Origin of the sequence: Pseudobacillus wudalianchiensis (genome assembly GCF_001685015.1) — a bacterium.
In the GTDB taxonomy this organism is placed as follows: Bacteria; Bacillota; Bacilli; order Bacillales; family Domibacillaceae; genus Pseudobacillus; species Pseudobacillus wudalianchiensis.
Genome location: NZ_MAYT01000002.1, coordinates 66642 through 91922, shown reverse-complemented (window position 1 = coordinate 91922; position 25281 = coordinate 66642). Strand labels below are relative to the sequence as shown.

Below are 25281 nucleotides of genomic sequence, written 5' to 3'. Positions count from 1 at the left end.
TTATATTTTGAGGGATCAGAGCTGTATAATAAGTAAAAATTAGAGAGGTATCAGTTTAAATGATATCAAGGAAGGATAGGAGAACTTGTGGAGTCTCATGATTTATTGATTTTCAAACATGTTGCAGAATCGCATTCTATCTCTAAAGCGGCTGAAAAATTAGGCTATGTACAATCAAATATTAGTCAAAGAATTAAAATATTAGAGGCAGAATTAGGTGTTAGATTACTGAATCGAAACAACAGAGGAGTAACCATCACGAATGAAGGAGCAACTTTACTAGATTATGCTAACCAGATCTTACTGTTAATGGAGGAAGCAAAAATAGAACTGAACCCTGAAAAATGGCCAGAACAGCTAACAATTGGGGCTACCCAAACAGTCTCTGCCTTAAGGGTACCGAGAATATTGTCATCTTTTCTTAATGTACACGAGCAAGTTGAGGTAAAAGTGAAGACAGATACGGCTAGGCTGTTATTGGAACAAATGATATATGGAGAAATAGATGGCGCCTTTATTAGCGAGCCATTTGACCAAGATGGGCTGAAGACAGTTTACACAATTGTTGAAAAGGTAAGCCTTATTTCATCAACGTCTTGTCCTGTTGAGAAGCAGCCTGAACAGACCTTGCTCGTAAATAGCGATCCTCATTGCATTTATCGCCAGAAGCTTATTCACTTAGCAAAAAAGAATTCGCAGAAGAATGCTCGCATCATTGAATTTGATTCGCTTGAGGCTATTTTACAATCTGTTAGTGATGGGTTAGGAATCAGTTTAGTCCCTTCCGATGTGGCCAAACTTTCAAGGTACGAACATGAATACACCATATCCGAACTTCCCGAGACGGTCCAAATAAATTTTGTTATAAAAAATAGACAACAACAGCCTAAAGGCTTAAAACGTTTTATCAAGTTTCTATCAGAAGAAACGTATTCAAAGTAAGATTCTTCTAATGGAACTTTCAGCTTTTCCACTTGTTGTCATTTACACGACTTACTATTAAACAACAGCAAGCGAATCTGTTTCTTTATCAAAATTCTTGAATGATCACAGCTAGTTTTAAAATATAAATCATCAGAGTCATCACTGTAGGTAAATAAAATTCGAATCATTCTTTACATAAAAAAACAGGCAGTCATTTACTGTCTGCCTGTTAAAAATTGATGCGGTTCGTCGTTTATACTCTGCTATTCTCTAATTATTAAGGTGTTTTTGATTCTTTCCAAGAAATCTATTTGAAGCTGGTATTGGTCGATCATATTTTGAAAAGTTAGGTTCGTTAATTCATTCACTTCTATATATTGTGCTTTTATCTCCTGTCCAGTCCGAATATTAGCTAGTGCTGCCTGAAGCTCCTCGATTTGATCCTCAATGGCTTTAATGATTTTCTTGGGATCTGCCTGGTTATGAGGCATATTCAACATAGATAGTCCGGTATACAAAAGGACGGGCAATTTCACAGAAGGTTCCCGAAAAGACTCGATCAGCAGCTTCTCATATTCTCTCTCGCCTTCCTCGGTAATTTCGTAGATGGCCTTTGTGCGATGTCCAGTTGATTCGACGTTAGCTACTTTAATGAATCCTTCTTTATCCATTTTTTTCAGCGCATGATAAATCGAACCTGGAAGGATCCCTGCCCATTTATCTACTTCACTTACTTGCAAAAGCTGTTGTAATTCATAGCCAGACATTGGTTTTGTCCGCAGCATGCCTAATACCATGAGTCTCGTCATTTTCACACCTCAACATTAATTATTCAACGTTAACTACTATGGTAAAAAATATAACACTCTTTAGGCAGTGCTGTAAAGAAAGCTATTTTGCATCCGTTCGATCAAATTTAAAAGAGCAGTGATCATCTCCCTTTGATAAGAGCTGCGGCCGCTGAAATTGAACGCCATGCTTATGTGGTAATAGTAAATCTCCCCAAATGTCATCCATACTGCAAAAAATTGGCATGATTTCTAAGGCATCATGCTTACAGAAAAAATCAAAGAAGAAGCATTTTTTCACATGCAGATGAAAAGATTGATTTGTATCTTTGACAATATGATGGGTAAAGTTTTGACTGCCATAGTGCTTTACTTGCTTTGTTTTAGAAATCTTAACAATCCGCTTAAGCGGCTTTCTGTCAAAAAATAAATACAGCTTCATAAAAAATTGCTGTTTCTTCTTTGTCCGTTCCATTAAACAATACCGAATAATTTCCTCCCAATCTGTGTATTGATATTTCTTCAATATTCGAAAAGCCGCAAGCACCATTGACGTAAAGATTAAGTTAAATTCAGTCGGCTTATCCGTTGCCCAAGCTTTGTTCTCCTCTAAGATTTCAACAAATAATTTTTGGGCATCTTTTGTTTGCTCTTCCCCAACCTTCTGCCGTAACCCTTTAAAAAAAGACTTTTGAATGATATTATTTAACACTCTGTTTCACTCCTTTGTAAATATTGTATATTCAACGTTGACTATATATTAACATACATCCATTATCCGGTAAACTATCTTCTAAAGAATTATTTGATTATTCTTTTTGGCAGGCTCGGCAAAAAAAGAAGATTAGTTATATACCTAACCTTCTTTATGGTTTACTGTAACTTGCCTGTATCTCATTTAAGTTAGTAATAATACCGTGAGAGGATAAGATCTTAGAGAGTAAGAGACGGGTCTATCTTAGCATTGGAATGGCGCTCTTTTTCAATTCTTATCCATCTAAGAAGAAGCCCAATTCCAAGGAACAAAATTGTTGCTACTACTCCGCTAATGGGATTCAACCAAACATCACCACTCTTAGTAAACGTTATCACACCGCTGATTGTTACTAAAACGGTAGGAAACGCATCTTCGACGGCATGCATCAAGACACATGGCCACACGGACTTTGTCAGCCTGTATATCTCAACATACATAACAGTCCAGCATAACATCAGCACACAGCCTGACAACAGCATGCCCACCCGCGAAATCGATTCAAAATAGCTGTCTGGAAGAAACACCATATAGTACGCAGCGTGCCACAATGCCCAACCAAGACCAGAAACAAGATAAATGAGCCAGTCATTCACCTTAAGCTCAATTAGCTTTGGCGTTAGATACCCACGCCAGGAAAACTCTTCGAATATATTTTTAATAAAATTTCCTGCAACAGAAACAACAACAAGTGAAAAAAACGGCCTCAGGTCAACATTAGATAAGTCAGTAACTCTGAAAAGCGCCGCAAGGCCAACTGTTATCAGTGTAACAAGAGGATAGATCGCAAATGAAACAAGATACCACTTCATATTGCCTTTAAGATTGGGTTTCATCCCCATGTCTTTCCAATCGCGACTGATGGTTCTAAGGATTATCGCTGTTAGAAACGGCAGCACTAGCCATAACCCCATCCCTAAAGAGTTGCCTTCAGGCTGTTCTATCAGAACAGAATCAAGCAATACCCCAAGCCAACCGCTTGCTAGTACAAGAATAATGAAAACAATCAACTGGGCTCCTGGATTACCTTTCTTCTCTTTCACCATTCTGAGTGTCTCCTTTTAATTTTTAAAGCCGCTCCATTCCTCGCCTTTCTCTATATTTAACAGCGTCGTTTATTGTATGGCTTTATTCATCATGATATGCTGCAGCTGTTTTGTGTAGCTCACAAACTTTACGAGTGCTTTCTTATGGATGGCAAGTTCATTATTTATTCCTCAACACTCCAGCAAGTTCGTATAACGGCTGGTACTGCTGGATGCGATAGTGACGCCCTTCTTTTTGTAAATATCCTTTGTCACAAAACTGGGCAAGCACATGCAATAAGTGTCGATAAGATACACCTAAAAAGTCACAAACTGTTACATGCTTCTCTTTATAGAACCCTTCATCAGCGGTTTGCAAAATAAAATCCGCCAGCCGGTTTTCAAGCGGAAAGGCGAGGCTTTGCGAATATTTAGCTGCCATTTGGGTGGCCTTTACACTTAAAAACTTCGTTAGCTCACGCAGAAATGTCACGTCTTCCAGCAGTTGTGTGCGGCAGCGATGCAAGGGAATGGCAAAGCAAATTGTCTTCGTCGAGGTTTGAATTCCTTTCGTATAATACACTTCATGTAATAACTCCATTTCCCCAATGTAATCATTTGCATTGATAAAATTAATTAAGGAAACTTTCCCATTATGGTGGGTGACGTAGATTTTTGCTTTTCCTTCAATGACAAAAAATAAAAAATCCGGCCGCGTGCCTTCTTGGATAATCCATTCATCACGCTGGTATTCATGCACTTCGATAAACTCTTCAATCGGAAAAGAGAATAAATGGGCAATAGAATGCTCCTTTAAATAGTCCTTCCTTTTTTCATTCTTATAAACTTTCATCATCCACCTCAAAATGTGAGATATCTCATATTTTTGTATGTATCTCCATGATATCATGCAAACAATGGGAGGATCGAGAATGAACACACAACGCTGGATGAGTAGACAATTTTTTAGTTTTTTTATGACATGGGGCATTTTTCTCCCCTACTGGACAGGGTGGATGATTCATACAAAAGGGATTACGGTTTCAGAAGCTAGTTTGATTATGAGCCTAGGTTTGGTCGCTAGAGGCCTTTCTACATTGGTTGTATTTCCTTATTTATCAGGAAAATTCAGCAGCAAAACATTATTAAACGGGATGGCGATTGGCACGCTCATTTCTATTTTGTGCCATATTCCGGCAAGTTCTTTTACCAGCCTGCTTATTGCGGCATTACTGCTGAACTTTTTTTATCCAAGCTTAATGCCTGCTTTAGATACTATTGCTGGCTTCCTGGCACAAAATAAACAGTTAAAGCATTACGGGAAAAGCCGCTCATGGGGATCGGTTGGGTTTGTTGTCGCCGGCATGATCTTAACCGTCTTTACAGGGGCACTTGGAGATGAAGTGATTTTGTGGGCGCTGTTGCTCTGCACAGTTGTCTTCTTATGTCTCGGCATGATGCGCGTCCCCGCTGTTTTATCGGAAAAGCCGACAGCAGCGCAGCCAAAAGCGGATGGCATGCTCAAGTTATTTCGTATTAAACACTTCGGTCTTGTGCTTGCTATTGTGGTTTTACTGCAGGCGGCACACGCTTCTTATTACAGCTATGGTTATATTTTTCTGCAGGAGATCCATGCACCTAAATATTTAATTGGCGTCATTATTAACATTGCTGTGATCGCAGAGATCATTTTCTTTTCCATCGCCGACCGGCGCTTTCAACGATTTTCTGTCGGCTCCTTACTGGCACTCGCTGCACTTGGTTCATCTTTACGCTGGATATTAGTATTCGCTTTTCCGAGCGTTATTGTTTTCTCTATCGCGCAAACGTTACACGCCTGCTCCTTTGCGATGGGGCATTATGCTTTTATGAAATACTTAATCAAACACATTCCACAGGCGCAAATCCCGAAAGCACAAGGCATGTATTCAGCACTGGCCCTCAGCTGGAGTACAGCTGTATTTACAATTTTTGGCGGCTATTTATATGAAATAGAGCCGAGATACGCCTTTATCGGAATGATTGTGTGCAGTATTCCATCCATGCTGCTGGCGCTTGTTTATCGGCGATTGGGATACAAAAAAGAAGCTGTGGTTTCTGTTTAAATGGTTGACCTAAGAACAGGCTTGTCTAAATGAGATGAGCCTGTTCTTTTTTCGTCCGGGGAATTTCAAGATGTTTTTCCTGTATCCTTGCACATGAAAACCTTGTAGCGCAACGAGATGCCAATACTACGGTTAAAAGATCTTCGCTAGATAGGATTGAATGGAATGAGGCAATAGTTGAAAAAATAATCCTTCATACTTAATATCAAGTAAACCAGCAACAAAAAGTAAAATAATAACAAAAAATAAAATTGGTTTTCTATGCTTTTTAGATATCCGCTTCACAAGGTTCCCTCCATTAAAAAATACACTCATCGTAACTTGTTCATTATATATGAATCTGCCGAAGATGATTGATATTTCTCCATTCATATTTTATAACGGACTTTTAACATGCTACTTCCTTGAAATAGCGATAAATCTTTTCCAGCTTCTTCACCTGGTTTCCTTTTGGACTTTCCATATTCCCGAACTCAAAGAACTTTACTTTCTTGATTCCCACAAAATTAAATAAAGCTCTTTTCATTAAAATTTTATGTGCATTATTCAACCAGAGAAATGGATAGTGAGTGGGCCCCTTCATCGTAGACACACAAACAACGGATTTTCCTTTCAAAAGCCCCTCTGGGAAAAGTCCTTTTCTATCTCGATAAGCAAAATTAGAAGCAAATAATTGATCGATATACCCCAGCAGCATAGCAGGTGGTCTTCCCCACCAAATTGGATAAATAAAAACAATCTTGTCAGCCCACATCAATTGTTTTCTATATTTTTCAGTATGAGGGTCGGTATGCATATCACGTCTTCGTTTTTGATCGTTAAACACTAGAAGTGGGTTAAATCCCTCTTCATATAAATCTAACACTTGGATCTCCTTTATCTTTGTATTTTCGTTGCTTCCTTTCAGCACTTTTTGTAAAAATGCGTAGTTTAAGCTATCGTGATTTGGATAGGTAAAAACGACGAGCATCTTCATTATGGACGCACCTCTTGATTATCATTTGATAACTAAATAATAGCACCTTCTCTTTTAGTTATCAAATGATAATTTTGTTTTGATAACAATTTTGTTATCCTGTCTATAAGAGGTGAGGAAATGGACAAACATGCCCTTTTTTATAAACTTGTATCCTTTACAGCTTCTGTGCATCATGTAACGCACGAACTAACAAAAAATGCGAAGCCAGATTCAATCTCACAAGTTCAATACAGCATGCTTGAATATATTGCAGTGAGTCAACCTGTAACACCAAGTGAAATTAATCAATGCCAGAATATGTCTATGCCGAACACAAGTCGCGAGCTTAGCAAGTTAAAAGAGAAAAAATTAATTGAAAAAATCACGGATAGCCAAGATCGGCGGAAACAATACATTCGCCTCTCACATGAAGGGGAAGCAGTAATGAAAGAAGCTTTTGAAACGATAGAATCCCGTTTTCGAGAGCGAGTACAGCATGCTTCAAAAGAAGATTTAGCTGAGATTGAACGTGCAATAGATATCCTTCAATCCAAACTATTTTATCGTTAAGCTAAATGAAACATGAACAGCTCCCTAAATTTTTAATTGAGGGAGCTCGGCACTTTATTTATGGTCGTTGTGGACAAATCTAAAGATACATTCTTATTCAAACTAAGTACTTTTAATATTTCTTTAATGTGCTTTTCTCACATCAGCCTATCATCCTATGGAAAAGTTAAAACTCATTTCAGTTCATCGAATATTACTAGCAACATTTGAATAAAGAGCATCTATAACAAATAAAAGACCACTCCTCATTGTGAGTGGTCTTTCTCATCTATTATAAGTTTCCGCTTTGACTTCTTTGAGTGATCCGTTAACTTGTTTTAATAGTAAATGTATTCAATTTCCTCTCTAAATTTTTCACCATTTTTGCGATTGTCTGTGAAGATTCCTCCATGATCTTCATAGATTGCAGTTGTTTGTCTGTTTGAGAAGATAATTCCTCAAAAATAGTTAGGGAACTCTGAGCAGCATGGGCAATCTCATCTACTGTCGCATTGACTTCTTCTGAACTAGCAGACATTTCCTCGAAAACGGCCGAAGATTCTTGGATTTCTTCACTAACAAGCTTCGTAGATTCGACGATTTCATTAATCACATTTCCGACATCATCAATCACTTGAACACCGGTTGCCGCTTCCATAGTTCCCTTAGTCATGGCTTCTACAGCACGTTTCGTATCGTCCTGGGTTAGTTGGATGATATTCACAATTTTTGCTGCGGCAACTTTTGATTGCTCTGCCAAATTGCGAACTTCATCTGCGACCACAGCAAATCCTCTTCCAGCTTCACCAGCTCTTGCTGCTTCAATAGCTGCATTTAAAGCAAGTAAATTTGTTTGCTCAGTGATCTCAGAAATAACTGAAACAATTTGCCCGATTTCTTGAGAACGTGTCCCTAATTTCGTCACGACCTCTGCAGAACTGCCAACTGTTTGATTGATATTTTGCATTTGGTTAACAGCTTGTTGAATCAAATTCTTGCCATTTTGGGTTTGTGATAATGTATCTTCCGATTTCATGGCAATGGTTGAGGCTGATTCTGCTGCCTGTTGAATCCCCGTGGCCATCTCTTCCATTACTCTAGCACTTTCTATCGAGCTGACTGTTTGGTGTTCCAAGCTTTCAGTCACTTGATGAATCGACAAGGAAAATTGATTAGCCGATTGAACAGTATCACCGGCAATCTGTAAAAACTCTGTAGACGATTGGTAAACTTTATCGGTTACAAGCCGGGCCTCTTTAATGAGCGAACTTAATGTTTCCGTCATTTCATTAAATTGATGGCTCAATTCACCTAATTCATCCTTGCTTTTTACATTAATAGTCGTGGTAAGGTCTCCATTGCTTACTTTACTAATAGCCGTTTGAATATCTTTAATTGGAGACAGCAACTTTTTCGTACCAAAATACTGCAGTATTAACACGATGATTAAGCAAATAACGATACTGATACTAAGCCATAACAAAAATTGATACTTTAAATGATTCATAATACTTGCATCTAAATCAACACCAAATACGGCCGTCACTTCATTATGCTCATTTAGGATTGGAACTAGTGCTGCCTGCCATGTCCCAAATTCATCTGTATAAATTTCTGAATAAGCTGTTTGTTTACTAGAAACTGCTTTCTCCAGCGCCTCTGCTAACAGCTCACTTGAGAAAGTATCACCAGGGTATAATTCATCCTCTATATTATTTGTCGGGACAGCTAATAATTTGATTCCCTTCTTTTCATCGGCAAATTTACTATCCATAATGTATCCTTGAGAAACAGATGACTCATTTTCCGCTAGGTGATCAAGATGTTTAATTAACTTTTGTTGAATCTTACTGTCTACGTCACTATTGTTTTTTGCACGTTCAATATCCGAAACATCTATGGTGCTGGCCCAGAGATTTGCAATCCCGCCTGCTCTGTCATGAATAACCATTTTGACAATATAATTATTAATTGCATAGCTGATTACACCTGTACATAGTCCAACTAAAACAACAATGGCAAAAGATAAAAATAAGTTTTTCCCCACTAAGGTTCGTCTTCTCTTCATATTATCCCCCGATAGCAATATAGTGTATGTAACAATCAAAAAAATTTATAATTATTCAATTTTAATTAATCCCTATACATCTAATCAAGAAATCTTCTATCACAAATTAGATAGATGCATAGCACGACCATCTTCCTATCATTTAATCAACTTTCACTTATTCAGGACCTCAAACCCATAACTTTTGACATTCAATAGTCTACTCTTCAATAGAATGGAAGTCTACGAAAAAATTTTTTCAATTCTATATTTTCAGTAAAATGTCAATAGGAAATATATCGCTTTTTAGAGTACCTTTTAATAAACTGTCGGCATACTCAAAGAATAGGAGGATTTTTTTATTCATCCCTTTCATTTCTTTATTTTCTTGAAGGAAACTGCTAGTTAACAACTGCCAATCTCTTAATATAATTGGTAAAAAGCATTCCTTCTAAAAAACAAAAAAGCACCCTAAAAGAGCGCCTACAATACCTTTTTATATTCCCCTATGATTTTGTAAAGACAGATGCCTTCCACTTACTTAGAAAATGTCTGCTACATATGATTGAATTGAGTTAACTAATAGTCGAAAGAACAATCCTTCATATTCAATGAAAGAGCTGCCAAGACAGCTCTAGGATTCTGAATACCTTCAAGAAACTCTAATTACGTATGGGACGTTTCCCTGTCATTAGTCTAAGCGCGGTTTTATATTAACTGATTCATTCTTTACTTCATTTCTCTCAAATCAACATTTCCTGCTTTTTCTGCTGGTGACTCCTTTTTAGATATTGGAGCATTTTTACCAATGATTACAGAAACGACCACAATGGTCGCTGTTATGATTGTTGCAATAGTGATGGATTCATCTAAAAAGATGATAGCAAATACAATCATTAAAAATGGTTGTATATATTGAAGTTGACTAACCCTCGCAACCCCACCTAAAGCCATACCGCCATACCAAGCAACATAGGCTAAAAACTGACTCACAATGGCTAAATAGAATAGACTAATCCAAGCTTGAATTGGCGACTTCAACATTTCAATAGAAAAATTCATACCAACTGGAATAATGAAAAATGGTGCTCCTATAACAATTGCCCATGCTATTACTTGCCAACTTCCTATTTCTTTTGACAGCTTGCCCCCTTCAGCATAACTAAAGCCCAAAACAATTACTGCAGCCAAGAGTGCCAAATCCTCAAATTGAAGTTTTCCGAAACCTAAATTCATGGCATACGAGATTACTGCCCCTGCCCCAATTAAACTTGAAATCCAAAATTTCAAGGAAGGTCTTTCACCCGCTCTTAATATCGCCATCCCTGCTGTTGCTAATGGTAATAGCGCTAATTCAACCGCCCCATGCGAGACGGGCAGTGTCTCCATTGCCCATGAGGTAAGCAATGGAAATGTTAGGACAGCTCCTATAGTGACCATTAGGATACTTTTAAATTGAGGTCGAGTTGGTATTTTCTCCTTTCGAACAATAAGTATAATACTGACTAAAATCGCTGCAATAACTGTTCTTCCTAACCCAACTACCGTAGTACCGAAATATTCAACAGCAACACTGGTAAATGGCAAGGTTAAGCTAAAGCAAATGACTCCCACTAAGCCTAACAATAATCCTAATTTCCCCTTTTGCATTCGTTTTCCTCCTCCGCTATTTTCCGTTTTAATCTGTCTTAAGAAAATCAAATCCAGTGACAGTTTTGTTATAATTCAGATAATACTGGATGCAGAAAGCGAAAATAAATCTCTATTTTCTAAATCTGTCATGGTACAGTTTGAGGAGGTTGTCATTTATTTGATTGCAAAATACTTAAAAATCGCAGAAGAAATTAAGAGTCAACTTACAAATGGGACTCTCGTTGCCGGTAGTAAACTCCCTTCTGTTCGACAATTATCTGAAGAATTTCGCTGCAGTAAAAATACCGTTATTAAGGCTTACAGTGAGTTAGAAAAAGAACATTTGGTTTATGCTATACCTCAAAGCGGCTATTATGTCGTAAATGAATTTAAAATCTCTGCTCATGATCCCGCTGTTATTGATTTTTTATCTGCTGGACCGGATAAAAATTTAATACCTTATACTGAATTTCAACATTGTTTGAATCAAGCAATCGAAAAGTATAAGGAAGATATTTTCACCTATTCAGATCACCAGGGTTTTCACTCATTACGTACAGAAATAGTTAAAAACCTTGAAAATTCTCAAGTATTTACCAACCCTAACCGTGTAGTAATCGTTTCGGGTTCACAACAAGCTATTCATTTACTGACGGCACTTCCTTTTCCAAACGGCAAAAAAAATATCCTTATTGAACAACCAACCTATTTTGGCATGATTGAATCTCTCCAAATCCATCAAGCTACAACCTTTGGAATCGAATTATCAATGGATGGAATCGATTTAGAGCGCCTAGAATATATTTTTAAAAATAATGATATTAAATTTTTCTATATTATCCCAAAATTTCATAATCCTCTTGGACATTCTTATACAAATAAGGAAAAGAAAAAAATAGTAGAGTTAGCAAACAAATATGATGTTTATATTGTCGAAGATGACTTTTTGAGTGACTTAGATCGGGATAAAAAATCCGATCCATTATTTTCTTTTGATACCTCTGGAAGAGTCATTTATATCAAAAGTTTTTCAAAAGTATTTCTCCCAGGGCTGCGGATTGCTGGCGTGGTGTTGCCAGCCATTATGATTAAAAACTTCTTACGTTATAAGTTTAGTGTAGATTTTAACAGTTCCGTCCTTTCACAAGGCGCATTAGATATTTATTTAAAAAGTGGTATGTATAATAGTCATTTAAAAACAATAAAAGAAGTTTATTTTAATAAAATGCAATTGCTCAAGAGGTCTTGTGAAGAATTGCTTCCCAAAGGCACAGATTACACGAAGCCTGATAGTGGATTTTATCTCTCCCTTTACTTACCTGAAAATGTATCCGCAAAAAAGCTTGCTCTTTTATTATCTGAAAAACTAATTTTAATTGATGATACAAATAGAATGTTCTTATCCGAATATAAGAAGGACAATCTTGTTCGTTTATGTATTTCTCAAGTACATGACCACCAAATAAAATTGGGAGTAGAAAAGATAGCTCAAACCATTGCCTTATTAGGAAAATAAAAAGGATTATTATTTTTATAATCCTACCTCTCTCCTTTGATAAAAGCGCACAAACAGCACCAATCCTTAACATGACTGGTGCTGCTTTATGTCCCTACAAATCGAACCAAGGATAAATATTTACTTTACAAGCCAAAAATGTAATAGCTATGCTGATTTCTACGTTAATTCAATCTGCCGTGTTTCTTTCCCTAAAAATGCAAGTGTAAGCACACCAATAACAATACTTGCGCAAAATAGCCCAAAAATGAAACCTATGGAGTTACCTGCTGCAACAAGTGAACCAACAAGAAGCGGTCCAAGGATCCCGCCTACGCGTCCGATCGAGGCAGCCATACCGGCACCTGTCCCCCGAATGACAGATGGATATTGTTCAGGGGTGTAAGCATATAAAGCCCCCCACGCTCCAAGATTGAAGAAGGATAAAAAGATACCTGACACGATGAGTACTGCTGTCGTTTCTGCATTACCGAAAATAAGCGCAGAACCCGCCGTTCCTAGTAAATAGGTGACAAGCACAAACTTTCTCCCCATTCGTTCGATGAGCCATGCAGCTGTAAAGTAACCTGGCAGCTGTGCTAGAGTCATGATTAATACATATTCAAAACTTTGAATCATACTAAAACCTTTCATGACCATCACACTTGGCAGCCACAGGAACATTCCATAATATGAAAAAACGACCGTGAACCAGACCATCCAAAGCACGAATGTAGAGCGTGCATATTTCTTCGACCAAACCTCTCGGACGTTTTGACCAATTGACCGCCTCTCCGCTTTTTTCGGTGAAAATGCCGGAGAATCCGGAAGCTTTAATCGCAAATAAATAGCATAAAAAGCAGGTAAAGCACCAAGGATAAGAGCTACTCTCCAGCCATATGACGGAATAATAAAATAAGAAATAAGTGCGGCAATCAGCCAGCCAAGTGCCCAAAAGCTTTCAAGTAACACAACCACTCGTCCGCGCTCTTTCGCCGATACACTTTCTGAAACGAGCGTTGAGGCAACAGGTAATTCTCCACCAAGCCCCATGCCAATAAAAAAGCGTAGAACTAAGAAGGCAAAAAGGGTCGTCGTTAAAGCAGAGATACCGCTCGCAAGCGAAAACAATACTAACGTAATAATGAATATATTCTTCCTGCCAATCCGATCTGCCCATAGACCGAAAAGGAGTGCGCCAACAGCCATTCCGATGGAGTTCACACTGCCGATCCACCCCATCTGTTCTGGTGTCAGTCCCCAATCTGCTTTCAGGGCTGCAATAATAAACGAAAGCATCCCAACATCTAGTGCATCAAACATCCAGCCGAGCCCTGCAATGCCGAGAAGCTTTCTCTGTGAAATTGTTCTTTCTGCCATCATCTTTACCTCCGGTGTCTTGACAGTTGTCATTGCCATTTCACTATAATCGGATTCAATGGAAAAAACAAGGTCTATTTTTCTGAAAAGGCTTTATTATGAACCCTTTCATCCTCTGCTAAATTAATAGGAGAAAATGACAGATAAACCCTAAAGGGCAATAATGAAAAAAGAAATCATTAAAAGATTTACCCTCTGCTTAAAGGTTTATACACCCTCAGATTAAGAATATGAACTATATCTCCCTTATCATTGTGCCTATCACCGCTTAAAGAATATTCAAATGCAGACCTCATTTTAGATTTTTTTCCTCTAAAATGTTTGCCGACGAAACTATGGATAGTATGACAATTAACGATGGATTTACATTCATTTGCCTATAGCAAAACAATTAAGCGTCCATATGATAATAATCAGGTAAAATCGCTTTACTTCCTCTCTAATTTCCTTGGTAATAAGGAGGCATATACATGATTATTAGAAAAGCCAATCAGAAAGAGACAGATTTTATTTTAAATTTTTCACAAGAGGTAATCGAAGAAGGATCAATGGGATATCTTAAACCTAGCCGAGACAATATTATAAGCGAGGTATTCAAACCTGCTCTTGAAAACGGAGCTTACTATTTAGTAGCCGAAAAAGAAAACACCCTATTAGGATGGATCCTAGTCGGGACAAATATTGACCTTTATTCCTTTGAAGAAATCGGATACCTTCTTGATATTTACGTTTTCTCTCCATATAGAAAATCGGGCATAGCCAAAGAACTCACACAGGAAGCCTTAAAACGGTTAAAACAAGGCCATTATAAAAAAGTTCAATTAAGCATTTTTTCTGGTAATCATTCAACAGCTCTTTGCCAGCAATTCGGTTTTAAAGAAATATTAACCGTTTTTGAAAGACCTCTCTAAAGTCCTTAATGACCCTATCTAGACTTTTCTTTATGATGGGGTTCTCCTTCTCCTACACTTAATTTAACGAAATGGATAAACTCTGGTTAACATCGCAGTATCAATACCAAACGACAATCTGATAAAATATAAAACATAATAAAGTCATCCGAGGAACGCCGTCAGATCATGCTAGCAGAAATACGAACAACCACCTTGATGACAATGCTCAAAGTCTCCTATCTTTAATTTTGAAGATAGACAAGCTTACTTAGACTTACACCATTTACAAATTAATAAAACCGACTCCATTGTCGACCTGAAATAGTTTGAATTTCCGTGGGTGATTATATGAAAATTTCAATAGAGGAAATAGACAAAGAACTGGAAGAAGAAATTCTCATTAGATGTCATGAGGTAAATGACGAAATACATGCAATGGCAAACAGGCTGAGAACCGAAGTTCCCATCGTAATCGGATATCAAAATGATCAAGTTTACCGAATTAAGCTTAGTGATATCTATTATTTTGAGGCGGTGGACGGAAAGGTTTTTAGTTACTGCAAGGACAACGTTTTTGAGGTAAAACAAAAGCTTTATGAGTTAGAGGAAGTATGCAAAGGAAAGAACTGTTTTCGTGCATCCAAATCAACGATCTTGAACATAGCTAAAATTTCATCTATTTATCCATCCATAAGCGGCCGATTCGAGGCGGTGCTTGATAATGGGGAACGTGCTGTTGTATCCCGACAGTATGTGCCCGTCCTTAAAAATATGCTTGGATTGTAAAAGGGAGGATAAATATGAAGCTTTCCGGATTTGTACAAAAGGTGATGAAGGATTTCTTGATTATCTTTGCGTCCATCATCATCATTATTACGATTTTGCGACAGGTGTATTATCCCGATCTGGCCTTCGATTTAAAGTCGATTTATATTGTAATGGTTTTTTCAATTTTCAGTGCCTTAATGGGATTTATTTTGTATTCTCCTCATGATATCAGCGAGAAGGAAATGCGCATAAGAATGGTCATTCACTTTGCCGCTTTAGAGATTCTATTAATTATCCTTGGCAGCATTTTTGATATTGTGAATAGTACATCGGATGCCATTACTCTGGCACTAGAAATCGCAGTGATCTATACGCTAGTTCGTCTGCTGTCATGGCAAAATGATAAAAAAGAAGCCCAAAAAATCAATGAAAAACTAAAGGCGTTCAAGAAAGATGTTTATTAAAACGATCATAAAACAGATTGTCATGCAGTAAGCTTTATGGCTTACTGCTTTTTTGCATCTTATTGCCTTATAGATACAACTTACTATTTTTCTATATACAACCTTTTCGCAATTTTTTATGATGAGTTCATAAATAAATTATTTAAAGAGAAGGAGTAACCATTATGGGAACTTTACTATTGTTGCTCGTTTTAGTATTTGAGATTGGTTTTGCCATCTATTGTATGGCAACGAAGCAAAACCATAAAAAATTAAAGAATTGGATTAGGATTTCTGTATTTGCAGTCTTTATCCTGCTTACACTTTCATCGGTCATTGTATGGAGTTTCCGCTGGGTTATGCTTGCCGTGCTGCTTTTCCTATTAGCGCTAAAAGGAACAGTTTCTCTTGTCCGCAATAAAACAAACAAACAAACATACAAAACTTCTTCTATTGTCTGGAAATCTATTGTGATGACAGCGGTATTCGTATTTGCGCTTGCACCTGCCATTGTTTTTCCGCAGCATCCATCACCAAAAGTAACAGGCAAATATGACGTCGCAACGGCTTCTTATACTTATACTGACAAAAATCGCATAGACGAATTCTCCGACAAAAAACAAAATAGATTTGTGAACGTGGAGTTTTGGTATCCGAAAAATGCAAATGGTACCTATCCTCTTTTAGTGTTCTCACATGGAGCATACGGCATTAAGGCCAGTAATACTTCTACCTACACGGAGCTGGCAAGCCACGGGTATGTAGTCGTGTCCATCGATCATCCTTATCACTCCTTCTATACTGCTTCGGCTGATGGCACAAAGACTTTGATTAATACAAATTATAATCGCGAAGTCAGCAACGCCAATAAAGAAGGTGTTTACACGAGGAAAGAACTCTATGGACTCATTCAAAAATGGATGAAGCTGCGAACGGATGATATGAATTTTGTTCTTGATACGATCCTTAATAAATCTAAGAATAACCCTAATTCCGTATATCAAAAGATTAATACAGAAAAAATTGGCGTATTCGGACACTCAATGGGCGGATCGGCAAGTGTCTTGTTAGGCAGAGAGCGTAACGATATAGATGCTGTTGTCAATATTGATGCCCCGTTCTTTAGTGAGCTTGTGTACAAGAAAGATATGGGTGATTTTGCGGCAAGCAGCAAAGCCTACAAAACCCCCATTTTTAACCTATATTCCGACGATGTTTGGGGACAGCTCGACAGCAACTCTACTTATGCAGCGAACAAACTCAATAATAAGAGCTTCAAAGAAGCCTATACCGTTCATTTTCAAGGGACGAAACATCTAAGCCTAACCGATTTACCGCTTTTCTCTCCTCTGCTTGCCAATAGCCTGCAAGGTGGAAAAGCCGATGTCGATCCATATTACTGTATTGAAACTGAAAATGAACTCATTCTTGAATTTTTCGACTATGAATTAAAGGGAATTGGCCATTTTGCTCCCAAAAAAACCTATTGATTTTTATTCAGGAACTATAAAAGAAAAGTAAGTAATACAGCTTTTTATATTCTTTCTATGTAAAAATTAGCTTGAAGAGCTTTGCTTATCTAAACAATTAGCAAAGCTCTTCTTATATTTAAGCGGTGTTAAAGTTTTTATAATAGAAGTCTTGTTAATTTGATCGGCTATGCAGCTTTCTTCGTTGGTACGTAGATAGCACTACTCCTCCCACTATAAATAGTGATCCTAAAATTTCTGCTCCCGTTATTGGTTTGTATAACAATATCAATCCCATGATCATGGCTACAAAAGGCTCTAAATTAGATAATATAGAAGCCTTCGAAGCATCAACATGTCTAATGTTATTATTCCAAATCAATGTTGCTACACCGTGTACAACAACGGCAGTTCCAATCAGCAAAATCCAATCTGGCGCCTTAGGGCTTAACCGTACAGGATTATCTAATAAAAAAGCAAAAGGAACCGATACAACCAAACCTACAACATTTGAGTATAAAGTAATGGTAAATGGATCGATTCTTTGAGAAAGAAGCCTTGTTATGATAATCATAATGGCGAAGGTTATCATGGTAATCACAATCCATGATAAACCTTTATCAATATGTACCGAAGATAAATTCCCTTTCGCTACAACAAAATAAATCCCTACGATTGCCACAATCGATCCCATCAACATACGAATGGTTAATTTTTCTTTCAAAAAAATAGCAGCTAAGACACTAGTTAAGATAGGGGTAGTGGCCAAAATGAGGGCAGAGGTTGTGGGATCAGCCGTTTGCAGTCCTACGAAAAAGGACCATTGGTTTATAAAAACACCAATAACTCCTAGAAAAAACACCGCAAGTAAATCCGATTTATTAACTCGTTTAAAGTGTTTTTTATATGAGGATAATCCAATTAAAAATACTACAATAAAGAAAAGTCTAAGCATGGTTAACAGAGCCGGGGAAAAATCTTGGACTAGTATCTTCCCAAATACAAAGTTGCTCCCCCACACCATTACACAAAATGTTAGCCATATATATGCTTTTAACATCGTTATCACCCTTCCTACAACAAATGCTAACTGTCCTATTTTATACTTACTAGAATTTTTCATATACCTTTTTGTTTGGATGTATGCATTCACTAACATGCAGATTAAGTGCTGTTTAAAGGATTGAACCAAAGGAAGAGTACAGAAATGCCTTGGAGGAACAAAAATTTCGTAGACAAAGGAGTGAGTTTTTAAAAAGCAGCATAAAATATAATGATTTTATTTCGTATTTAATTAGAAGCTTCTCCTATCCATAATGCAGGGAACTTCAAACAAACAATAAAGCTGCACCATACAAGTATTAAGAACAATACTTGTATGGTACAGCTTCTTACCACAAGAGGTTATATCTTATATCTTATATCGGCTAGCATTTAAGTTCAAACTTTCTTTATTTAGGGATTTCCACTATGGCGACAGTCTCTAATCCAGTTGAATCGATGGAGATACGTCCGTTGTACTTATTAACGACTTCCTTCACAATAAATAAACCTTGCCCTCTTACTTTTCCGGGCACTGCTTCTTTCGTCGAAAATCCGCTTTTAAAGATATTTTCCTTATCCTTAATCTTTGATCCTGTATTGGTAATTTTAAATACATACTGATTTACATCTGCTCGACATACTATGTCTATTTTCCGTTCATCCTCAGGCAGCTCGATTGTTGCATCAATGGCATTATCAATTAAATTCGATAATATTTTGATTAAATCCGTTGTTTTGATCATATCAAATGGATCACTAGAGATTGTAAATTGAATATCAATATTATAATTTTGAGCAGAAAGTTTCTTCGTTTGCAACAATACAGAGAGTCCGGGATTATCTACATTTAATTTTATGGATTCAATAGCCTGAACTTCTTTAAATAAGGAAGCGGCATAGTCTAATGCCTGAGCTTGTTTCTCTAATTTGAGAAGCCCGTGCAATACTTGAACATGATTAATAAAGTCATGTCTTAAAGATTGAACAGAGGAGATTAACGTTCTAATTTCTGTTTGGTAAGTGCCCTCTGTCTCCTCAATTTCCTTTACGGATTCTTTTTGATACCATTTATTCATTATAAAAAAGGATAGTAACACAATGAATACGAAGACACCATTAAAAACAAGGATAGAAATACTGTTTTCTATTACTTTTCCTCCGATATCCTCCAGCATATCAGCGCCAATATCAATCCCCAAATAACCAATAATCTTTCCGTCACGACCCTTTATAGGTGCTCCAACAGATAAATAATCTCCATACTTGTCATCCTTAATGACTCCTGTGACATACGCCTTTCCTTCATAGGCTCTCTTAACCTGCTTTTCCGGTACTGTGCAAACCTCTCCTATCGGAAAACTCCTTTTTGCCTCTTCCGGCATCCCCACAATCATGGTTTTTGCTGCTTTTGGATTGTCAATCGCAAGGGTATAAACATATAAGGCCCCTATTTTTTCCCTCGCATCATTTAAGTAGCTTCTAAGTTCCCAATAAGGTTCGTTTTTTACAGGGTTAAGCAAAAACTGCTCATACGTTTCTATATCTATCGAAGAAGCGATGGACTTTGCCGCTTCCACACTTTGATTTGCAATTGACTCTTCAACCGTCCTTTTTATTTTTAAATAAGAAGTATACATATTCAAACTTGTAAAAAACAACAACAGCATAATAGATAAGATAAAAATTAGTTTTATTTTATTTCTTTTCATAATGAACTTGTACTTCCTCACCTTTATAAAGTCGAAAAGGCAGATAATCTGTTTTCCCTATTCATACACCCCATGCGACTCGAACAAAACTCAGCATTTTCACCTTGAAGCAGCTATTTCTTTCTCCATAAACAACTTTCTATAGCCCATCATAAATCGATGATGAAACTACATTTCAGCTTTTTATACAAATCCTGGACCTGCATAACCATCATACCAAATATCCCAATTAAGCCAATTAAAATTTTATCGTTAGTTATGTTATGGTTCATCACGATGTATTTAAATAAGTTTCTTAACCAGTTTTCAATACAGTCCCTTTTTTGCACTAAAAACCGGTCTCCAGCCTATAGACATAGTCACACCTTAGTAAGGGACTTTTTTTTAAGTGTCCATCATTCAGGGTATAGGTCACTACAAACCTTTTTTGTCTGCTTTTAATGCTTCTTTCTATTGCATGAAAATGCTTTATCTTGGACATAAGGCTATATATTTTGTCCCTGTCATCACGATGAAGTCTCCCCTGGTAAACTGAGACGTCGTTTAATTCAGCTTGAACAAATTGGTATAAATGTTATTTGTACTTTTATAAAAATCCTTCCTATCTCTTTCAGCATTTAGGGCATTCTAATTAATAGGTAGTTGCATAAAAATAATCTCCTTAAATTTACTGCCCTTACAAACCATTGTTAGACGAGCTTTTGTGTTACTTTTATGAAACATGGACAAAATATCCATTGTAATCACGGATAAAAGAGGTTACTATTCTAGCGGTAACCTTACTAGTGGTAAATTCACTGGAAGCGTGCCCATATTGTTTAAATTCATCAGGAGGTTACGTATGCGATATGTCATTTCTATCTTAGGTATTTTTGTTGTATTATTTTTGGCTTGGTTGGCAAGTTCCAACCGAAAAGAGATAAAACTAAAACCTGTTATCACAATGATTGTTATTCAACTTATTTTATCAGTGTTCCTGTTAAATACAGAATATGGCTTAATCATCATCAAGGGAATAGCTACTGTTTTCAGCGTACTGCTCGAATATGCAAATGAAGGGGTTTCCTTTGTGTTTGGCGGCATGGCGAACAAGGGAGAGGCTCCATTCTTTTTAAATGTATTGCTGCCAATTGTATTTATTTCTGTATTAATTGGAATTCTTCAACATCTGAGAATTCTACCGTTCCTCATGAAGGGAATTGGATGGCTATTAAGTAAAGTGAATGGGATGGGCAGACTTGAATCATATAATGCAGTTGCTTCGCTGATGGTCGGACAATCGGAGGTTTTCATCACATTGAAAAAACAACTCGACCTGCTTTCGACACAGCGTTTGTATACTCTATGTGCTTCGGCGATGTCGACTGTATCGATGTCCATAGTTGGGGCTTATATGACGATGCTTGAGCCAAAATATATTGTTACAGCTTTAGTTTTAAATTTATTTGGCGGTTTTATTATAGCTTCTATTATTAATCCCTACGAGATAAAACCAAATGAAGATCTATTAGAAATACAACAGCAGGAAAAGCAATCCTTTTTTGAAATGCTCGGGGAGTATATCCTTGATGGTTTTAAGGTTGCCATTATCGTTGGGGCTATGCTGATCGGATTCATTGCTTTAATGGCAGGATTCAACCATGTGTTTGAGCTATTGTTTAACATCTCTTTTCAGCGGCTACTAGGTTATCTCTTTGCCCCAATCGCCTTCATTATGGGAATTCCTTCATCGGAGGCGGTTAGTGCTGGGGGGATTATGGCGACTAAACTGGTCACCAATGAATTTGTCGCGATGATGGATTTATCAGGAGGTAACCATCACTTTAGTGACCGCACACTCGGAATTCTTTCTGTATTCCTGGTTTCCTTCGCCAATTTCTCATCCATCGGTATCATTACCGGGGCGGTTAAAAGTCTGAATGAAAAGCAAGGAAATGCCGTTGCGCGCTTTGGGTTGAAACTGTTATATGGTGCCACACTTGTAAGCATCCTTTCAGGCATCATCGTTAGCCTCATTTTATAACACATGCTAGGTAATCACGGCGTATTGGTTGAATGGAAAACAACGGCCTTTAATGACATGGTTCTCATTTCATGAGAGTCCTTACTTCAAAAAGGCAGTGGGAGTAAACCACTGCCTTTTGCTAATAATGTAACTTCATTAATAGATCTTTAATTTCCTCATTAAGCATTAATGCATCTTCAATTTTTTCGTCATCTTTGCTAAAGCAATATCAGGATAAAAAGTCGGCAAAGAATTTGAGAAGGAGCTTTGATTTGGCAATCACAGAAAAGCAAATTTCATAAAAAAACCCTGCTAAACACAGGGGTCATTTAATAACCATTTACAAAGTCAGCGATTGTTTCTCTTTCGTCTTCTGTAAGCCCCCTTTTTACGTACTTTTCGTATTCCTCCATTATTTTCTGTTTATCACCACCGCAAATTTCTGTATATTTCGCAATGGTTCTAAGCTTAGCAGCTTCCTTATTAAATTCCTCTTTTGAAATCGGCTTTTGATGCGAAGGTATATATGTATCTGCGTCAAAGGATTCTAATTCATCTAATAGCCGCAGCGTTTCCTTGATTGTGTAGTTTTCTTTTTCGGAAAAAATATCAGGATAAATACAGTCACCAAGAAAGAGAATCTTTTCTTCTTCAATATACACGATTACTGAATCTGCAGCGTGATCCCCTCCAACATGTTGTACGATACAAGTTATCCCACCAAGATCAATTTCCACTCGTTTTTCAAAAGTTAAATCCGGCAAGACAATCTTTATATCTCGGTGATCCGTGTATTCCTCCTTGATTGCATTCGCACAAAATTCAATTTCCGATCCTTCTTTCACTCGTGCATCTAATGCCTCGTCTGACCATGAAAGCGGGATTAGCTTCGCCATTTCTTTTTTCGTTTCTTTGGAAGCCATAGAAACTGTATTAGGTAATGCTGAAAGACCAAAAATATGATCCCAATGCCAATGAGTTAGAACAACCATATCAGGATTAGGGACCCCTTTTTTTGAAAGTTCTTCCGTAAAATAATTTGCATGGTCTTCCGAGTTGCCTGCATCAATCATTAATGTCTTGTTATTGCCTACTACCATCCCTAGAATAGGCCGGTCGGTTACCGATATTGGAGTAATGTACCAAAAACACTTACCTATTTTGTTAATTGAATGCATAAAGAGCTGCCTCCTTTCTTTTACAATATTTTAAACCGAATAGCGGTTGTTTACTCATAAGAGAATCCTTAAAAAAACTATCTCTATTTACGGTAAGGCTATTCGTGCAATATCAAAGTGAAGCCTTATACCGGTTGAAGGGCTTTTATATAACATTCCTGCAAAGAATTGTCCTTCATTCCCCACTTGAGGAATTCACCAACTATATTTTAATCTTAAATAAAATCTCACTTACTTATGGTAAGGGGAGGTTTTTTACCTGTTTAGGTTCCAAACATCAAAAGGCCCCGCTTATCCTAGCGGGAACCTTGATCAGACTTGGATTATTTATTTTTATTTGTATGCATCAATTAGTACTCTCTTGCGTATATTGACTTTTCCTCTCCTTTTGCCGTTTTACACTGGTTTTCACAGATTCTTTACTGTAGTAGCTCCCCTTCGTATAGATAGCTATTGCAATGGTAAGAAGTGAAGCCAACACGGCCGCAAAGAAAGTGGCTGTATTTTGCAAGAATGTCCCCATAAAGCCTAATGCCGCAATCGTTCCAAGAACACTTGATACAATTAATGGTAAAACCCCAGTAGGATTCCATTTATATAGTTTTTCTTGTCTCGCTTCATATTCTTTTGGTCCAACTTTCAACAGCTTCTTCACGATTAATGCATCTGTGACCAAAATAGCAGCCCAAGCCATTAAGAGAACACCTTGGAATATCATTGCACTCCCTAAATAATCTAAGATGCCGCCAAGCATGAGCGCAATCGACACGACGCCTGCGACAACAACCCAAAAGCGGCGATCCGGTTTGAAATGAAATACATTCTCAAAAAAGTTGGACAATGATAGGGAAGCACTGTAAATATTTGTCACGTTAATACGCAGTTGGGTTAACATCGTAAAAAGAACTCCACCAAGTCCGAGAATTGTGACAATATATATGCCTGGATTAGATTCAGCTAACCGGACGCCAAACCATATTCCAAGTAACCCCATGATACCAAAACAAAAAATTTGGGGAATAAATCCGATCATAATCGATCCCAATTTTATATCTTTAGGTTTAAGGAAGCGCGCATAGTCAGACGCAATTAAAGCCGTTAATCCCATAATCCCGTGCTGCATTCCAATACATAATAGTAAAGCTGTTCCACCTATTTGTACACCCTCCGGCATATAAGTCCAAAATTGTCCAGCATATTGTGATGGCATCATGGCTGCGACAATGATAATAGTAATTAAAAAGATAAAGAAGATTGGTAATGACCATTTTTGTAATTTATCCAATTGTTTAATACCAAACCAATTAAGTGGGATGACAATGGATCCAAATACAACAATCAAAAGCCATAGTGGTATTTCGGGGAAAAATGCATGTACTGCCGATACGAGGATCATCCCTTCAAAGGCACAATACATGATAAAATTAGATGCGTAAATTAATGAGGTTAACGAAGCACCAATATACCCGAACCCTTGTCTAGACATAAGGTTTACGTTCATTCCTGACTTCGCGGATAAATAGGCAATCACTGTGCCTAAGACACCTGCAATCACAATGGCATAAATCGCTGAAATAATCGCATTCATCGCGCCAAATTGAAGGGCCATTACACTGCCCATTTGAAAATAAAAAATCGCCGTGGCAATACCAAACGTGATGTTGGTAACACTAAACCATCCCATATTCCGTTTTTCTACCGGAACCTTATCATATGAATAATCCGTTTCTTCTTGGAGACCTTTTGCTATGTCTTTTTCCTCTTCATGGAGACCTTTCGCTAGATCTGCACTCATGCAATCATCCTTTCATGGTGCTCTCCACATCCTGTCCCCAATTCTCTTTCTATCCCCATCCTTCGTTTTATTTTCACATTCAATTACACCCTTTTTAATTGAATGCCAGCTTAAGGGGGTAGCAGAATGTGCATTTGTGAGCATTTTAAAAAAGAAAATATCTTCCTTTTTTTATACATTTATTTTCTACATATTTATATTGTATACATAATTTATTAATATAATCAAGTGGTGGCGGGACAAAGCAAGTATGAATAATCCTTTAAAATTAAGGTTTTTTCTCAACTTTGCATACTATTTTCATATAATATTATTCATAA

General features: G+C 37.3%; 22 protein-coding genes. 9 read left to right on the top strand and 13 right to left on the bottom strand.

Annotation, left to right across the window (positions count from 1 at the left end):
• Positions 1 to 87 precede the first annotated feature (87 nt).
• A complete protein-coding gene (locus A8F95_RS04885) occupies positions 88 to 942 on the top strand; it encodes a LysR family transcriptional regulator (protein ID WP_065409516.1) in 855 nt (284 codons plus the stop codon).
• Between the two features lie 245 nt (positions 943 to 1187).
• Here A8F95_RS04885 and A8F95_RS04880 read toward each other — a convergent pair whose 3' ends face one another.
• The 4 genes from A8F95_RS04880 to yeiL form a co-directional block, all read right to left on the bottom strand.
• The gene (locus tag A8F95_RS04880; RefSeq protein WP_065409515.1) at positions 1188 to 1733 is read right to left on the bottom strand and encodes a PadR family transcriptional regulator; all 546 of its coding nucleotides are present in this window, start codon (positions 1731 to 1733) and stop codon (positions 1188 to 1190) included.
• Between the two features lie 82 nt (positions 1734 to 1815).
• The gene (locus tag A8F95_RS04875) at positions 1816 to 2424 is read right to left on the bottom strand and encodes an L-2-amino-thiazoline-4-carboxylic acid hydrolase (protein WP_065409514.1); all 609 of its coding nucleotides are present in this window, start codon (positions 2422 to 2424) and stop codon (positions 1816 to 1818) included.
• A 221-nt stretch (positions 2425 to 2645) separates the two neighbouring features.
• Positions 2646 to 3512: a CPBP family glutamic-type intramembrane protease gene (locus A8F95_RS04870; RefSeq protein WP_065409513.1), complete on the bottom strand. Its 867-nt coding sequence runs from the start codon at positions 3510 to 3512 to the stop codon at positions 2646 to 2648.
• Between the two features lie 160 nt (positions 3513 to 3672).
• Complete coding sequence (yeiL, locus tag A8F95_RS04865) at positions 3673 to 4344, bottom strand: transcriptional regulator YeiL (protein ID WP_065409512.1); 672 nt, start codon at positions 4342 to 4344, stop codon at positions 3673 to 3675.
• A gap of 79 nt (positions 4345 to 4423) precedes the next feature.
• On the opposite strand from yeiL, the gene A8F95_RS04860 reads away from it, so the two are divergent.
• Positions 4424 to 5596 (top strand): MFS transporter, encoded by a 1173-nt coding sequence (locus tag A8F95_RS04860; RefSeq protein ID WP_065409511.1) that lies wholly within the window; start codon positions 4424 to 4426, stop codon positions 5594 to 5596.
• Positions 5597 to 5728: 132 nt separating this feature from the next.
• Here A8F95_RS04860 and A8F95_RS04855 read toward each other — a convergent pair whose 3' ends face one another.
• Together A8F95_RS04855 and A8F95_RS04850 are read right to left on the bottom strand one after the other, a co-directional pair.
• Complete coding sequence (locus A8F95_RS04855) at positions 5729 to 5881, bottom strand: hypothetical protein (protein WP_245671123.1); 153 nt, start codon at positions 5879 to 5881, stop codon at positions 5729 to 5731.
• Between the two features lie 103 nt (positions 5882 to 5984).
• Positions 5985 to 6572 carry an NAD(P)H-dependent oxidoreductase gene (locus tag A8F95_RS04850; protein WP_065409510.1) on the bottom strand — a complete coding sequence of 196 codons (588 nt, stop codon included), beginning with the start codon at positions 6570 to 6572 and terminating at the stop codon, positions 5985 to 5987.
• A gap of 120 nt (positions 6573 to 6692) precedes the next feature.
• Between A8F95_RS04850 and A8F95_RS04845 the strand changes: the two genes are divergently transcribed.
• A complete protein-coding gene (locus tag A8F95_RS04845; RefSeq protein WP_065409509.1) occupies positions 6693 to 7124 on the top strand; it encodes a MarR family winged helix-turn-helix transcriptional regulator in 432 nt (143 codons plus the stop codon).
• Between the two features lie 307 nt (positions 7125 to 7431).
• Here the strand turns inward: A8F95_RS04845 and A8F95_RS04840 are convergent, their stop codons facing one another.
• Both A8F95_RS04840 and A8F95_RS04835 read right to left on the bottom strand, forming a co-directional pair.
• Positions 7432 to 9171, bottom strand: a complete 1740-nt coding sequence (locus tag A8F95_RS04840) for a methyl-accepting chemotaxis protein (protein ID WP_077247220.1) — start codon at positions 9169 to 9171, stop codon at positions 7432 to 7434.
• A 708-nt stretch (positions 9172 to 9879) separates the two neighbouring features.
• The gene (locus tag A8F95_RS04835; protein ID WP_065409507.1) at positions 9880 to 10800 is read right to left on the bottom strand and encodes a DMT family transporter; all 921 of its coding nucleotides are present in this window, start codon (positions 10798 to 10800) and stop codon (positions 9880 to 9882) included.
• A gap of 160 nt (positions 10801 to 10960) precedes the next feature.
• Here A8F95_RS04835 and A8F95_RS04830 point away from each other — a divergent pair, with 160 nt between their 5' ends.
• Positions 10961 to 12298, top strand: coding sequence for an aminotransferase-like domain-containing protein (locus A8F95_RS04830; RefSeq protein ID WP_065409506.1), 1338 nt, complete (start codon positions 10961 to 10963; stop codon positions 12296 to 12298).
• A 159-nt stretch (positions 12299 to 12457) separates the two neighbouring features.
• Here A8F95_RS04830 and A8F95_RS04825 read toward each other — a convergent pair whose 3' ends face one another.
• On the bottom strand, positions 12458 to 13657 hold the full coding sequence (locus tag A8F95_RS04825; RefSeq protein ID WP_281181740.1) for an MFS transporter: 1200 nt from the start codon (positions 13655 to 13657) through the stop codon (positions 12458 to 12460).
• A 470-nt stretch (positions 13658 to 14127) separates the two neighbouring features.
• Between A8F95_RS04825 and A8F95_RS04820 the strand changes: the two genes are divergently transcribed.
• The 4 genes from A8F95_RS04820 (at position 14128) to A8F95_RS04805 (ending at position 17251) form a co-directional block, all read left to right on the top strand.
• Positions 14128 to 14568: a GNAT family N-acetyltransferase gene (locus A8F95_RS04820; RefSeq protein WP_077247219.1), complete on the top strand. Its 441-nt coding sequence runs from the start codon at positions 14128 to 14130 to the stop codon at positions 14566 to 14568.
• Between the two features lie 330 nt (positions 14569 to 14898).
• Positions 14899 to 15336 carry a LytTR family DNA-binding domain-containing protein gene (locus tag A8F95_RS04815; protein WP_065409504.1) on the top strand — a complete coding sequence of 146 codons (438 nt, stop codon included), beginning with the start codon at positions 14899 to 14901 and terminating at the stop codon, positions 15334 to 15336.
• Between the two features lie 14 nt (positions 15337 to 15350).
• A complete protein-coding gene (locus tag A8F95_RS04810) occupies positions 15351 to 15782 on the top strand; it encodes a DUF3021 family protein (RefSeq protein WP_065409503.1) in 432 nt (143 codons plus the stop codon).
• Between the two features lie 164 nt (positions 15783 to 15946).
• Entirely contained in the window at positions 15947 to 17251 is a 1305-nt protein-coding gene (locus A8F95_RS04805; RefSeq protein ID WP_065409502.1) for an alpha/beta hydrolase family protein, read from the top strand.
• 154 nt (positions 17252 to 17405) lie between these two features.
• Here the strand turns inward: A8F95_RS04805 and A8F95_RS04800 are convergent, their stop codons facing one another.
• Both A8F95_RS04800 and A8F95_RS04795 read right to left on the bottom strand, forming a co-directional pair.
• Positions 17406 to 18290: a DMT family transporter gene (locus tag A8F95_RS04800; RefSeq protein WP_065409501.1), complete on the bottom strand. Its 885-nt coding sequence runs from the start codon at positions 18288 to 18290 to the stop codon at positions 17406 to 17408.
• A 391-nt stretch (positions 18291 to 18681) separates the two neighbouring features.
• Positions 18682 to 19983: a GHKL domain-containing protein gene (locus A8F95_RS04795; RefSeq protein ID WP_065409500.1), complete on the bottom strand. Its 1302-nt coding sequence runs from the start codon at positions 19981 to 19983 to the stop codon at positions 18682 to 18684.
• An 841-nt stretch (positions 19984 to 20824) separates the two neighbouring features.
• Here A8F95_RS04795 and A8F95_RS04785 point away from each other — a divergent pair.
• The gene (locus tag A8F95_RS04785) at positions 20825 to 22006 is read left to right on the top strand and encodes a NupC/NupG family nucleoside CNT transporter (RefSeq protein ID WP_065409498.1); all 1182 of its coding nucleotides are present in this window, start codon (positions 20825 to 20827) and stop codon (positions 22004 to 22006) included.
• 311 nt (positions 22007 to 22317) lie between these two features.
• Here A8F95_RS04785 and A8F95_RS04780 read toward each other — a convergent pair whose 3' ends face one another.
• Both A8F95_RS04780 and A8F95_RS04775 read right to left on the bottom strand, forming a co-directional pair.
• The gene (locus A8F95_RS04780; RefSeq protein ID WP_065409497.1) at positions 22318 to 23166 is read right to left on the bottom strand and encodes an MBL fold metallo-hydrolase; all 849 of its coding nucleotides are present in this window, start codon (positions 23164 to 23166) and stop codon (positions 22318 to 22320) included.
• Positions 23167 to 23512: 346 nt separating this feature from the next.
• Positions 23513 to 24961, bottom strand: coding sequence for a purine-cytosine permease family protein (locus A8F95_RS04775; RefSeq protein ID WP_065409496.1), 1449 nt, complete (start codon positions 24959 to 24961; stop codon positions 23513 to 23515).
• Positions 24962 to 25281: the final 320 nt, after the last annotated feature.

What these genes read in the sequence shown, in the direction of transcription:
- A8F95_RS04880 (WP_065409515.1), bottom strand. Translation starts at nt 1,733, where the DNA reads ATGACGAGACTCATGGTATTAGGCATGCTGCGGACAAAACCAATGTCT.
- A8F95_RS04870 (WP_065409513.1), bottom strand. Translation starts at nt 3,512, where the DNA reads ATGGTGAAAGAGAAGAAAGGTAATCCAGGAGCCCAGTTGATTGTTTTC.
- yeiL (WP_065409512.1), bottom strand. Translation starts at nt 4,344, where the DNA reads ATGAAAGTTTATAAGAATGAAAAAAGGAAGGACTATTTAAAGGAGCAT.
- A8F95_RS04860 (WP_065409511.1), top strand. Translation starts at nt 4,424, where the DNA reads ATGAACACACAACGCTGGATGAGTAGACAATTTTTTAGTTTTTTTATG.
- A8F95_RS04850 (WP_065409510.1), bottom strand. Translation starts at nt 6,572, where the DNA reads ATGAAGATGCTCGTCGTTTTTACCTATCCAAATCACGATAGCTTAAAC.
- A8F95_RS04845 (WP_065409509.1), top strand. Translation starts at nt 6,693, where the DNA reads ATGGACAAACATGCCCTTTTTTATAAACTTGTATCCTTTACAGCTTCT.
- A8F95_RS04840 (WP_077247220.1), bottom strand. Translation starts at nt 9,171, where the DNA reads ATGAAGAGAAGACGAACCTTAGTGGGGAAAAACTTATTTTTATCTTTT.
- A8F95_RS04835 (WP_065409507.1), bottom strand. Translation starts at nt 10,800, where the DNA reads ATGCAAAAGGGGAAATTAGGATTATTGTTAGGCTTAGTGGGAGTCATT.
- A8F95_RS04825 (WP_281181740.1), bottom strand. Translation starts at nt 13,657, where the DNA reads ATGGCAGAAAGAACAATTTCACAGAGAAAGCTTCTCGGCATTGCAGGG.
- A8F95_RS04820 (WP_077247219.1), top strand. Translation starts at nt 14,128, where the DNA reads ATGATTATTAGAAAAGCCAATCAGAAAGAGACAGATTTTATTTTAAAT.
- A8F95_RS04815 (WP_065409504.1), top strand. Translation starts at nt 14,899, where the DNA reads ATGAAAATTTCAATAGAGGAAATAGACAAAGAACTGGAAGAAGAAATT.
- A8F95_RS04810 (WP_065409503.1), top strand. Translation starts at nt 15,351, where the DNA reads ATGAAGCTTTCCGGATTTGTACAAAAGGTGATGAAGGATTTCTTGATT.
- A8F95_RS04805 (WP_065409502.1), top strand. Translation starts at nt 15,947, where the DNA reads ATGGGAACTTTACTATTGTTGCTCGTTTTAGTATTTGAGATTGGTTTT.
- A8F95_RS04800 (WP_065409501.1), bottom strand. Translation starts at nt 18,290, where the DNA reads ATGTTAAAAGCATATATATGGCTAACATTTTGTGTAATGGTGTGGGGG.
- A8F95_RS04795 (WP_065409500.1), bottom strand. Translation starts at nt 19,983, where the DNA reads ATGAAAAGAAATAAAATAAAACTAATTTTTATCTTATCTATTATGCTG.
- A8F95_RS04785 (WP_065409498.1), top strand. Translation starts at nt 20,825, where the DNA reads ATGCGATATGTCATTTCTATCTTAGGTATTTTTGTTGTATTATTTTTG.
- A8F95_RS04780 (WP_065409497.1), bottom strand. Translation starts at nt 23,166, where the DNA reads ATGCATTCAATTAACAAAATAGGTAAGTGTTTTTGGTACATTACTCCA.
- A8F95_RS04775 (WP_065409496.1), bottom strand. Translation starts at nt 24,961, where the DNA reads ATGAGTGCAGATCTAGCGAAAGGTCTCCATGAAGAGGAAAAAGACATA.